This window comes from Rhodococcus sp. EPR-147, assembly GCF_001647185.1.
GTDB lineage: Bacteria > Actinomycetota > Actinomycetes > Mycobacteriales > Mycobacteriaceae > Rhodococcoides.
This window is the reverse complement of sequence record NZ_LVCU01000269.1, coordinates 1-12,278: the sequence shown is the minus strand read 5'-3', so window position 1 is coordinate 12,278 and position 12,278 is coordinate 1. Positions and strand designations below refer to the sequence as shown.

The following is a 12,278-nucleotide window of genomic DNA, read 5'->3' as shown; positions in this document are numbered from 1 at the left end:
ACCGAGATCCTCGACGAAGCCGAACGATTCGAGCAGGCGCTTCTCGGCCGCGAGGTCAAGAAACTACCGACACTGCGCGGACGCACCATCATGACGGTGTTCTTCGAGAACTCGACGCGCACCCGCGTCTCGTTCGAGGTCGCAGGCAAGTGGATGAGCGCCGATGTCATCAACGTCAGCGCCAGCAGCTCGTCGGTGTCGAAGGGGGAGTCGCTCCGCGACACCGCGATGACGTTGCGCGCTGCCGGTGCCGACGCCCTCATCGTCCGACACCCGGCATCGGGTGCTGCACACCAGATCGCACAATGGACCGCCGATCAGGGAACTGGTGGCGGCCCGGCGGTGATCAACGCAGGCGACGGTACCCACGAACACCCCACCCAGGCCCTGCTCGACGCCCTGACGGTTCGTCAACGACTCGGGGACATCGCCGGCCGTCGGGTGGCGATCGTCGGCGACATCCTGCACAGCCGGGTGGCGCGCTCGAATGCGATCCTGCTGGCCACGCTCGGTGCCGAAGTGGTGCTGATCGCACCACCTACCCTGCTGCCCGTCGGAGTGACCGGCTGGCCGGTGCGGGTCTCGCACGATATCGACGCCGAACTGCCCGGTCTGGACGCGGTGTTGATGCTCAGAGTGCAGGCCGAGCGAATGAACGGCGGATTCTTCCCCTCCGCTCGTGAGTACTCGATCACGTACGGGCTCTCGCAGCGCCGCCTCGACCTGCTGCCCGAGCACGCCGTCGTCCTGCACCCGGGTCCGATGCTCCGCGGTATGGAGATCGCGTCCTCGGTGGCCGATTCTCCGAAAACTGCAGTTCTGCAACAGGTTACGAATGGAGTTCACGTGCGGATGGCGGTGCTGTTCCGATTGCTGGTCGGTTCGGACGGGGGTGCATCGTGAACGCACCTGCGACCTCCGTCCTGCTCCGCGGCGTGCTGCTGTACGGCGAGGGCCCCGAGACCGACGTTCTGATCACCGGCGAAGAGATCGCCGGAATCGGTGCGGACCTCGACGCCGACGGAGCCGAGGTGGTCGATGCCCGCGGCCAGATTCTGCTGCCCGGATTCGTCGACATGCACACGCACCTGCGCGAACCCGGCCGCGAGGACACCGAAACGATCGAATCCGGTTCGGCGGCAGCGGCTCTGGGCGGCTACACCGCGGTGTTCGCGATGGCGAACACCGATCCGGTTGCCGACTCGGTGGTGGTCACCGATCACGTCTGGCGTCGGGGACAGGAAGTGGGCCTCGTCGACGTCCACCCGGTCGGTGCGATCACGGTCGGTTTGAAGGGCAAGCAGCTCGCCGAGATGGCCACGATGGCAGCGGGAATCGGCCGGGTGAAGATGTTCTCGGACGACGGCCACTGCGTCGACGATCCACTGATCATGCGTCGGGCGTTGGAATACTCGAGTTCGCTCGGTGTCCTCATCGCTCAGCACGCCGAGGAGCCCAGGCTCACCGTCGGTGCCGTCGCCCACGAGGGCCCCACTGCGGCGCGGCTCGGACTGGCCGGTTGGCCACGCGCGGCAGAAGAATCGATCGTCGCGCGCGACGCCCTGCTGGCCCGTGACGCGGGTGCGCGGGTGCACATCTGCCACGCGTCCACCGCGGGAACCGTCGAGCTGATGAAATGGGCACGCGGACAGGGTATTTCGATCACTGCCGAGGTCACCCCGCATCACCTGCTGCTGGACGATTCGCGGCTCGAGACGTACGACGCGATCAACAAGGTGAACCCGCCGCTACGCGAGAAATCCGATGTCGACGCCCTGCGCAAGGGCCTGGCCGACGGTGTGATCGATTGTGTGGCAACCGATCACGCGCCGCATGCCGAACAGGACAAGTGCTGTGAGTTCTCGATCGCCCGTCCCGGGATGCTCGGGCTCGAAACCGCACTGTCGATCGTCGTCGACACGATGGTGACCCCGGGCCTGCTCGATTGGCGCGGGGTGGCGCGGGTGATGAGCGAGCGTCCTGCCGAAATCGTCGGACTGGTTGATCAGGGACGGCCCATCGAGGTCGGTGAGATCGCCAATCTGACGCTGGTGGATGCGAATTCGAGCTGGACGGTCTCGGGCGAGAAGCTGGCCAGTGTCGCACACAACACGCCGTTCGAGGACATGACCTTCTCCTCGAAGGTGACCACGACGGTGTTGCGCGGACGAATCACCGTTCGCGACGGAGTCGTGGCGAACAGAGCGGGAGAGTAGAGCCGTGGACAGAGTTCTCATCGTCATCGGATTCGTCCTGTTCTGGGCGCTGATGATCGCCCTGATCTTCTGGGGTTGGAGAGGACGGCAGAAGCGTCAGGAAGACCGAATCGGTGAATTCCCGGCCGTGCCCGAAAATCTGGGTGCCACTCACATCGAGCCGGCCACCGGCCTGTACGTCGGCAGCACCATCGCGCCGAGCTGGCAGGACCGGATCGCCGTCGGCGACATCGGCCATCGCGCCACCGGCGAACTGTCGCGATACGAGAAGGGCATTCTGCTCGATCGAGACGGTGAATCTCCCATCTGGATTCCAGCGGAATCGATTCGTGCGATCCGCACCGAGCGCGGGTTGGCGGGCAAGGTCATGACCAAGGACGGGCTTCTGGTCATTCGTTGGGAGCTCCCGACAGGGACCGAGATAGACACCGGCTTCCGGGCCGACGACAAGCAGATCTACCCGGTGTGGACAGCGAGTTCCACCGGAGAAACCAAGGAGGAAACCGCGTGAGCAGCGCAGTTCTTGTTCTGGAGGACGGCCGGACATTCCGCGGCACCACATTCGGCGCACAGGGGCGCACCCTCGGCGAGGCCGTGTTCTGTACCGGAATGACCGGGTACCAGGAGACACTGACCGACCCGAGCTATCACCGACAGATCGTCGTCGCGACCGCGCCGCAGATCGGCAACACCGGCTGGAACCAGGAGGACGGTGAAGCCGCCAGCGCCCAGGATCCCAACAAGATCTGGGTCGCCGGATACGTCGTTCGAGATCCGGCGCGCCGCACCTCGAGTTGGCGCTCGACCGGAACTCTGCAGGAGCAGCTCGAGGCCCAGAACGTGGTGGGCATCGCCGGAATCGACACACGCGCCCTGGTACGGCACCTGCGCACCCGCGGGTCGATGCGAGCGGGGGTGTTCTCCGGCGACGCACTCGGCACCTCGGAGGAGATGCTCGAGCAGGTGGTCGGTCAGCCGTCCATGCTCGGTGCCGACCTCGCCGGTGAAGTGACCACCGGAGCCGGCTACACCATCGAGCCGTCCGGTGATGCTCGGTTCACCGTCGTCGCAGTCGATCTCGGTATCAAGACCAACACTCCGCGGATGTTCGCCGAGCGCGGTATCCGCGTGCACGTGGTGCCGTCGAACACCACCATCGAGCAGGTTCTGGAACTGAACCCGGACGGTGTCTTTCTCTCCAACGGACCGGGCGACCCGGCCACGGCGGACACCAGCGTCGCGTTGACCAGGCAGGTACTCGAACGTGAGCTGCCGCTGTTCGGTATTTGCTTCGGAAATCAGATCTTCGGGCGGGCACTGGGCCGTGGCACCTACAAGATGAAGTTCGGCCACCGCGGCATGAACATCCCGGTCATCGAGCACACCACCGGACGCATCGCGATCACCGCGCAGAACCACGGATTCGCACTCGAAGGCGAAGCGGGCGAGGAGTTCGACACCGACTTCGGCCGCGCCCGGATCAGCCACACCTGCGCCAACGACGGCACCGTCGAAGGCGTCGAACTGATCAGCGGTAGCGCCTTCTCCGTGCAGTACCACCCCGAGGCCGCGGCAGGTCCACACGACGCCGCCTACCTCTTCGACCGTTTCACCAGCGTCCTTCAGGAGAAGAAGTAATGCCACGCCGCACAGACCTGAACCACGTCCTGGTCATCGGATCCGGCCCGATCGTCATCGGTCAGGCCTGTGAGTTCGACTACTCCGGCACCCAGGCCTGCCGAGTGCTGCGCGAGGAAGGCCTGCGCGTCAGCCTCGTCAACTCCAACCCCGCGACGATCATGACCGACCCCGAGTTCGCCGACGCCACCTACGTCGAGCCGATCACTGCGGAGTTCATCGAGAAGATCTTCGCCCGCGAGGCCGAGCAGGGCCACCCCATCCAGGCCGTGCTCGCCACCCTGGGTGGACAGACAGCGCTCAATGCCGCTGTTGCACTGCACGATCAGGGCATTCTCACCAAGTACGGCGTGGAGCTGATCGGTGCCGACTTCGACGCCATCCAGCGCGGCGAGGATCGGCAGAAGTTCAAGGACATCGTGACCAAGGTCGGTGGCGAATCCGCCAAGTCTGCCGTCTGCTACACGATGGACGAGGTGCGCGAGACCGTCGCCGAGCTCGGCTTCCCGGTCGTCGTACGGCCGTCGTTCACCATGGGCGGTCTCGGTTCGGGATTGGCCTACAACGACGAGGACCTGACCCGAATCGCCGGTGGCGGTCTGTCGGCCTCACCCACGGCGAACGTGCTCATCGAGGAGTCCATCCTCGGCTGGAAGGAATACGAGCTCGAGCTGATGCGCGACGGCCGCGACAACGTGGTCATAGTGTGCTCCATCGAGAACGTGGACCCAGTGGGCGTACACACCGGCGACTCGGTGACCGTCGCCCCGGCCATGACGCTGACCGACCGCGAGTACCAGAAGATGCGCGACCTTTCCATCGACATCCTCCGTGAGGTGGGCGTCGACACCGGTGGCTGCAACATCCAGTTCGCGATGGATCCGGCGGACGGCCGCCTCGTCGTCATCGAGATGAACCCCCGCGTGTCGCGCTCGTCGGCGCTGGCATCGAAGGCAACCGGTTACCCGATCGCGAAGATGGCCGCCAAGCTGGCCATCGGCTACACCCTCGACGAGATCGTCAACGACATCACCCGCGAGACCCCGGCCTGCTTCGAGCCGACCCTGGACTACGTGGTCGTCAAGGCACCGCGGTTCGCGTTCGAGAAGTTCCCCGGTGCCGACGGCACGCTGACCACGACGATGAAGTCCGTCGGTGAGGCGATGTCCATCGGCCGCAACTTCACCGAGGCATTCGGCAAGGTGATGCGCTCGCTCGAAACCAAGCGCGCGGGGTACTGGACCGGCCCCGACGTCGAGGCCGAGAGCCTCGACGCTCTGCTGAAGGACCTGTCCGTTCCTCAGGACGGTCGGATGTACGGGATCGAGAAGGCCTTCGCGATGGGCGCCACCCTCGAGCAGCTCTTCGAGGCCACCAAGATCGACCCCTGGTTTCTCGATCAGTTCCAGCAGATCCACGAACTCGGCGTCCAGGTCCGCGAGGCGGCCGAATTCGACGAGGCGCTGCTGCGTCAGGCGAAGTACCACGGACTGTCCGACCGACAGATCGCCGCTCTGCGTCCCGAACTCGGCGGTGAGGACGGTGTGCGTGCGCTGCGTACCGAGTTCGGTGTGCGTCCGGTCTACAAGACGGTCGACACCTGCGCCGCCGAGTTCGAGGCCAAGACGCCGTACCACTACGGCACCTACGAACTCGACCCCGACGCCGAATCCGAGGTGGCCCCGCAGCCGGACCGCCCCAAGGTGCTCATCCTGGGCTCGGGTCCCAACCGCATCGGTCAGGGCATCGAATTCGACTACAGCTGTGTGCACGCGGCGCAGACACTGTCCGAGGCCGGGTACGAGACGGTGATGGTCAACTGCAACCCGGAAACCGTCTCCACCGACTACGACACCGCCGACCGCCTGTACTTCGAGCCACTGACCTTCGAGGACGTCCTCGAGGTGTACCGGGCCGAGGCCGCGTCGGGCACGGTGCGAGGCGTCATCGTCCAGCTCGGCGGTCAGACCCCGCTCGGACTCGCCAAGCGACTGAAGGCCGCGGGCGTCCCGATCGTCGGAACGTCGCCCGAGGCCATCGATCTCGCCGAGGACCGGGGCGAGTTCGGCAAGGTGCTCGACGCAGCCGGACTGCCGGCAGCGAAGTACGGCACCGCAACGACGTTCGACGGAGCCCGTGAGATCGCCGCCGGAATCGGTTACCCGGTGCTGGTGCGCCCGTCCTACGTGCTCGGCGGACGCGGCATGGAGATCGTGTACGACGAGGCATCGCTGGCCACGTACATCTCCAACGCGACGGAGATCTCGGACGACCGTCCGGTGCTGGTCGACCGGTTCCTCGAAGACGCAGTCGAAATCGACGTCGACGCACTGTGCGACGGCACCGAGGTCTACATCGGCGGCATCATGGAACACATCGAGGAGGCCGGTATCCACTCCGGCGACTCGGCCTGTGCGTTGCCGCCGATCACGCTGGGCAAGACCGACATCGAGAACGTCCGACGGTCCACCGAGGCGCTCGCGAAGGGCATCGGCGTACGCGGTCTGCTCAACGTGCAGTACGCACTCAAGGACGACATCCTGTACGTCCTCGAAGCCAATCCTCGCGCGAGCCGCACGGTTCCGTTCGTGTCCAAGGCGACGGCAGTTCAGCTCGCGAAGGCCTGCGCTCGCGTGATGCTCGGGGAGAGCATCGCCGAACTCCGGACCGCGGGAATCCTGCCCGAGACCGGAGACGGTGGCACCGTCCCGGCCGGATCCCCGATCGCCGTCAAGGAAGCGGTGTTGCCCTTCAACCGGTTCCGCCGCGCGGACGGGACCGGAGTGGACACCTTGCTGAGCCCGGAGATGAAGTCCACCGGTGAGGTGATGGGAATCGACTTCGATTTCGGTACCGCGTTCGCCAAGAGTCAGACTGCGGCGTACGGCTCGTTGCCTGCGGGTGGCGCGGTGTTCGTATCGGTGGCCAACAAGGACAAGCGATCACTGATCTTCCCGGTGAAGCGACTGGCGGATCTGGGCTTCACGATCCTGGCGACCGAAGGAACCGCAGATGTGTTGCGGCGCAACGGAATCAAATGCGAACAGGTCTACAAGCAGTCCGGTGAGGACGTGCCCGCAGGGGAGCGGACCATCGTCGACCGGATTCTCGCCGGTGACATCGCCATGGTGATCAACACCCCGTACGGCAACTCCGGCCCCCGCGTCGACGGATACGAGATCCGCAGCGCGGCAGTGGCGCAGAACATTCCGTGCATCACCACGGTGCAGGGTGCGTCGGCAGCGGTGCAGGGCATCGAAGCCGGCATCGCCGGAGGAATCGGTGTTCGCTCGTTGCAGGACCTGCACGCCGGTCTGAAGCAAGGTCTCGAAGGCTGAGGTAGGTCAGGGAGAGCGGGGAAAGCAATGAGTCATCACACGTGGTCGGATCGGTTGCGCGCCGCGGTTGCGGCCCGTGGTCGACTGTGTGTCGGAATCGATCCGCACCCGGCGCTGCTCGAGGCGTGGGACCTGCCTCGCTCGGCGGACGGTCTCGAGGTGTTCGCCGAGCTGTGCGTCGAGGCGTTCGTCGGCGAGGTGGCCATCGTCAAGCCTCAGGTGGCGTTCTTCGAGGCGTACGGATCTGCCGGGTATGCGGTGCTCGAACGCACTGTGAGTGTGCTTCGGGATGCGGGCACCCTGGTGATCTCCGATGCGAAGCGCGGCGACATCGGAACCACGATGGATGCGTACGCGCAGGCCTGGCTGGAACCCGATTCTCCGTTGTCCTCGGATGCAGTGACGGTGTCGCCGTACCTTGGCTTCGATTCACTGGGGGAGACCGTCGATCGAGCGGTGCGACACCGGCGCGGTCTGTTCGTGCTGGCTCGGACCTCGAATGAGGAGGGCTCGGCCCTGCAGCAGGCGGCGACCTCGGACGGCGAGACGGTGGCTCAGTCGATCGTCGACGCGGCGGGGAAGCGCAACCGCGTCGACGCCGACACGGTGGGCTTGGTCGTCGGTGCCACTCGTGATCACGGTCTCGACCTGTCGAACTACACCGGACCCATCCTCGCGCCGGGTCTGGGAGCGCAGGGAGCAACGGTTGCGGATCTCGCGGAGATCTTCCGCGATTCGCGTGAGCTGTTGCTTCCCAACTCCTCTCGGGGTGTCCTGGCGGCAGGTCCGTCGGTGACGGCATTGCGCGACGCGGCGATGCGGTTGCGCGACGAGATCGAAGCCGGTCTCGCATAGTCGACGCTGCCGCCCTGCGGCATTCGGGGGCGGGTTAGCGGTGAGCGGCAGTCGTCGGTACGGTCGCTAGCGCTGCCGACGAACAGTGCGGATCGCCGGTGCGGAGCGCCGATGAACGTGGTCCGTGGCAGTGAAACATCGATGGTCGACGTGCCGACAGCGATCGTGCACGTCGTATCGCCCAGAACGAGAAGACGGAGGAACCGACAGTGGCCCTTCCCCAGTTGACGCCCGAGCAGCGTGCCGCTGCCCTCGAGAAGGCAGCGATCGCCAGGAAAGCGCGCGCCGAGCTCAAGGAGCGCCTCAAGCGCGGGGGCACCGATCTCAAGCAGGTGCTCACAGATGCCGAGACGGACGAGATTCTCGGAAAGATGAAGGTCTCTGCGTTGCTGGAGGCCCTGCCGAAGGTGGGCAAGGTCAAGGCCGCGGAGCTGATGACGGAATTGGAGATCGCGCCCACCCGTCGACTGCGCGGTCTCGGAGATCGGCAGCGCAAGGCGCTGTTGACGAAGTTCGATTTCGAGGCCTGACGACGGTGACTGACACTGCGGCGACATCGGTCCCGGAGATCGAGCGCGGCCGGTTGGTGGTGTTGTCCGGCCCCTCCGGCGTCGGCAAGTCCAGTGTCGTTCGGCTCGTGCGTGCTGCGCTGCCCGAGCTGGTGTTCAGCGTGTCGGTCACGACGCGAGCGCCGCGGCCCGGTGAGGTGGACGGTCAGGATTACCACTTCGTGTCGGCCGATGAGTTCGATCGGATGATCGCCGACGACGAGTTGCTCGAGTGGGCGAGCATTCACGGTGGTCTGCAGCGGTCGGGGACTCCGGCCGCACCGGTGGAGGCCGCGCTGGAGGCGGGTAGCCCGGTGTTGCTCGAGCTCGATCTGGCCGGTGCCCGTGCCGTGCGGGTGTCCAAGCCCGAGGCGATGCTGGTGTTCATGGCTCCACCGACGTGGGACGACCTCGTCTCTCGTCTGGTCGGGCGCGCGACCGAGGAGAGCGCGGCCACCGAGCGGAGATTGGAGACCGCACGGGTGGAATTGGCCGCACAGGACGAGTTCGACACGGTGGTTGTCAATACCGATGTCGACCATTCGTGCGAACAGTTGGTATCCTTGTTGGTCGGTAGGTCGTCGGTCGGCAACAGCTGACCAGTTTCACGGCGCATGAGGCCCCGACCAGCTAGTTCGTAGCACCAACGATGCAATTTCAGGAGATCATCAGTGAGCAGCATTTCAGCGGCCGTTTCCGACTTCGACGGACGCAGCGCTCTGCCGGCCTACGACACGCCGCTCGGCATCACCAATCCGCCCATCGACGAGCTGCTCGCCCGCACCTCGTCCAAGTACGCCCTCGTGATCTACGCAGCCAAGCGTGCCCGCCAGATCAACGACTACTACAACCAGCTCGGTGACGGCATCCTCGAGTACGTGGGACCGCTGGTCGAGCCCGGTCTGCAGGAGAAGCCGCTGTCGATCGCTCTTCGCGAGATCCACGCGGACCTGCTCGAGCACACCGAAGGCGAATAAGAACCTCACAGAGGACATCTGACTTGCACGTTGTCGTCGGAGTCGGCGGAGGTATCGCCGCCTACAAGAGTTGTTCGCTCATCCGTAGTTTCACCGAGGGCGGGCACCAGGTACGGGTTATTCCGACCGCATCCGCCCTGGAGTTCGTCGGGCGTGCGACATTCGAGGCGTTGTCCGGCCAACCGGTACACACCGGGGTGTTCGCGGACGTGCCGGAAGTTCCGCATGTGCGCCTGGGTCAGGAGGCAGACCTCGTCGTCGTCGCCCCCGCCACCGCGGACCTCATGGCCCGCATCGCGGGGGGACGCGCAGACGATCTTCTGACGGCCACCCTGCTCACGGCGCGGTGCCCGGTGGTCCTGGCTCCGGCGATGCACACCGAGATGTGGGAGCACCCCGCCACGGTCGCCAACGTCGCGACCCTTCGTTCTCGCGGAACACACGTGATCGAACCGGCATCGGGGCGTCTGACCGGGCGAGACACCGGGTCGGGTCGGCTGCCGGAGCCGGACGAGATCTTCGCGCTCTCCATGCTGGTGACCGAGCGAGGGGACGCGCTTCCTCGCGATCTCGAAGGACGCCGTGTTCTGGTCTCTGCCGGGGGCACTCGCGAGCCTCTCGATCCGGTTCGTTTTCTGGGCAACCGAAGCTCGGGCAAGCAGGGATATGCGCTCGCGCGAGTGGCAGCGCAACGAGGAGCCCAGGTGACGTTGGTCGCCGGGTACACCAGTGACCTCGACGCTCCGGCCGCGGTCGACGTGGTGCACGTCAAGACGGCGTCGGACATGCAGGAGGCCGTTCGCAAACTTGCCGTCGGTGTCGACGCCGTGGTGATGGCGGCCGCGGTCGCCGACTTCCGCCCGGAGTCCATCGCGGGCAGCAAGATCAAGAAGGGGGCCGACGAACCGTCGTCGATCCCGCTGGTCCGCAACGACGACATACTCGCCGGTCTCGTGTCGGCTCGCCGCGACGGTGAGCTCGAACCGTCGACGGTCATCGTCGGATTCGCCGCCGAGACCGGGGACGCGGACGGCGACGTGCTGACGTACGCGCGGGCCAAGCTCGAACGCAAGGGCTGCGACCTGCTCGTGGTCAACGCTGTCGGGGACGGCAAGGCGTTCGAGGTCGACCACAACGACGGCTGGCTGCTCGGTTCCGACGGTTCCGAGGCGGCGCTCGGCGAGGGCTCCAAAGCACTTCTCGCGAGCCGCGTGCTGGATTCGGTGGCGCAGATGCTCGATGCGCGGAGTACTCGACCGAAGTCGAATCCGTGACGATGCCGAGAGTGCACGATCGATGTCGTACCGGCTACCGTGCTGGGCACCACGTGTAGTGCCGTAGAGGTTTGCGCGGCTCCGGCAGGGGCGATAACACCGAGGGAACGTCAATTTTCGTGGAGTGCCCGACCGGCGCGAGGCGTCGGGTCGGGCAGGAACATGCGTCGAGAGGAAGTCCGTGAGCAAGTCCGGTAGTCGGCTTTTCACCAGCGAGTCCGTCACAGAGGGTCACCCCGACAAGATCTGTGACGCCATCAGCGATTCCATTCTCGATGCTCTGCTGACGGAGGATCCGCGTGCTCGGGTGGCCGTGGAGACCCTGGTCACCACCGGCCAGGTGCATGTCGCGGGTGAGGTCAACACCACCGCATACGCCGACATCCCCAAGATCGTGCGCGAGAAGGTGCTCGAGATCGGGTACGACTCGTCGGCCAAGGGGTTCGACGGAAATTCGTGCGGTGTCAACGTTGCGATCGGCGCGCAGTCGCCCGAGATCGCTCAGGGCGTCGATCACTCGCACGAGGCCCGGGTCGAGGGACTGTCCGACGACGAGATCGACCGTCAGGGCGCGGGGGACCAGGGGTTGATGTTCGGCTACGCCAACACCGACACTCCTGAGCTGATGCCGCTGCCGATCGCGTTGGCGCACCGGCTCTCTCGGCGACTGACCGAGGTTCGCAAGAGCGGAGTGCTGCCGTATCTGCGTCCGGACGGCAAGACACAGGTGACTATCGAATACGACGGTGACAACGCCGTTCGCCTCGACACCGTCGTGATCTCGACTCAGCACGCAGCCGACATCGACCTCGACAACCTGCTCACTCCGGACATTCGGGAGAAGGTGCTCGGCTCGGTGCTCGCCGAGTTGGACGTGCCGACACTGGACACGTCCGACGTGCGTCTGTTGGTCAATCCCACCGGAAAGTTCGTCCTCGGTGGACCGATGGGCGACGCCGGACTGACCGGCCGGAAGATCATCGTCGACACCTACGGCGGCATGGCACGGCACGGTGGTGGCGCGTTCTCCGGCAAGGACCCGTCCAAGGTCGACCGCAGTGCTGCCTATGCGATGCGGTGGGTCGCGAAGAACGCTGTCGCCGCCGGTCTCGCCGATCGCATCGAGGTCCAGGTGGCGTACGCCATCGGCAAGGCGGCACCGGTCGGGTTGTTCGTCGAGACGTTCGGCACCGAGAAGACCGATCCCGCGCGTATCCAGGCGGCGATCAGCGAGGTGTTCGACCTGCGTCCCGGTGCCATCATTCGTGATCTGGACCTGCTGCGACCGATCTACGCGCCCACCGCGGCGTACGGTCACTTCGGCCGCACCGACATCGATCTTCCGTGGGAGTCCACCGATCGCGCCGGCAAGCTTCGCGAGGCTGCCGGACTCTGAGTTCGGCTTCGACCGTTCTGCACGTACCCTGCTCGC

General features: G+C 65.7%; 11 protein-coding genes. All 11 read left to right on the top strand.

The window, feature by feature from the left end:
- A partial coding sequence (locus A2J02_RS12940; RefSeq protein ID WP_068050557.1) for an aspartate carbamoyltransferase catalytic subunit occupies nt 1–903 on the top strand: 903 nt, incomplete at its 5' end.
- Nucleotides 900–2,216, top strand: a complete 1,317-nt coding sequence (locus A2J02_RS12935) for a dihydroorotase (protein ID WP_156516213.1) — start codon at nt 900–902, stop codon at nt 2,214–2,216. The genes A2J02_RS12940 and A2J02_RS12935, both read left to right, overlap by 4 nt.
- Before the next feature lie 4 nt (nt 2,217–2,220).
- The gene (locus tag A2J02_RS12930) at nt 2,221–2,727 is read left to right on the top strand and encodes a PH-like domain-containing protein (protein ID WP_068050555.1); all 507 of its coding nucleotides are present in this window, start codon (nt 2,221–2,223) and stop codon (nt 2,725–2,727) included.
- Complete coding sequence (carA, locus tag A2J02_RS12925; RefSeq protein ID WP_068050554.1) at nt 2,724–3,854, top strand: glutamine-hydrolyzing carbamoyl-phosphate synthase small subunit; 1,131 nt, start codon at nt 2,724–2,726, stop codon at nt 3,852–3,854. The genes A2J02_RS12930 and carA overlap by 4 nt, the downstream gene beginning before the upstream one ends.
- Nucleotides 3,854–7,192 carry a carbamoyl-phosphate synthase large subunit gene (gene carB, locus A2J02_RS12920; RefSeq protein ID WP_068050553.1) on the top strand — a complete coding sequence of 1,113 codons (3,339 nt, stop codon included), beginning with the start codon at nt 3,854–3,856 and terminating at the stop codon, nt 7,190–7,192. Before carA ends, carB begins: the two co-directional genes overlap by 1 nt.
- A 27-nt stretch (nt 7,193–7,219) precedes the next feature.
- Nucleotides 7,220–8,047 (top strand): orotidine-5'-phosphate decarboxylase, encoded by an 828-nt coding sequence (pyrF, locus tag A2J02_RS12915; RefSeq protein ID WP_068050552.1) that lies wholly within the window; start codon nt 7,220–7,222, stop codon nt 8,045–8,047.
- 209 nt (nt 8,048–8,256) lie between these two features.
- Nucleotides 8,257–8,577: an integration host factor, actinobacterial type gene (mihF, locus tag A2J02_RS12910; protein WP_008716579.1), complete on the top strand. Its 321-nt coding sequence runs from the start codon at nt 8,257–8,259 to the stop codon at nt 8,575–8,577.
- A gap of 5 nt (nt 8,578–8,582) precedes the next feature.
- Nucleotides 8,583–9,194: a guanylate kinase gene (gene gmk, locus A2J02_RS12905; RefSeq protein WP_068050551.1), complete on the top strand. Its 612-nt coding sequence runs from the start codon at nt 8,583–8,585 to the stop codon at nt 9,192–9,194.
- Nucleotides 9,195–9,266: 72 nt separating this feature from the next.
- Nucleotides 9,267–9,572 carry a DNA-directed RNA polymerase subunit omega gene (rpoZ, locus tag A2J02_RS12900; RefSeq protein WP_032377808.1) on the top strand — a complete coding sequence of 102 codons (306 nt, stop codon included), beginning with the start codon at nt 9,267–9,269 and terminating at the stop codon, nt 9,570–9,572.
- A 23-nt stretch (nt 9,573–9,595) separates the two neighbouring features.
- Entirely contained in the window at nt 9,596–10,846 is a 1,251-nt protein-coding gene (coaBC, locus tag A2J02_RS12895; RefSeq protein ID WP_156516212.1) for a bifunctional phosphopantothenoylcysteine decarboxylase/phosphopantothenate--cysteine ligase CoaBC, read from the top strand.
- Between the two features lie 181 nt (nt 10,847–11,027).
- Nucleotides 11,028–12,242 carry a methionine adenosyltransferase gene (gene metK, locus A2J02_RS12890; RefSeq protein WP_032397994.1) on the top strand — a complete coding sequence of 405 codons (1,215 nt, stop codon included), beginning with the start codon at nt 11,028–11,030 and terminating at the stop codon, nt 12,240–12,242.
- The last annotated feature ends 36 nt before the right edge of the window (nt 12,243–12,278 follow it).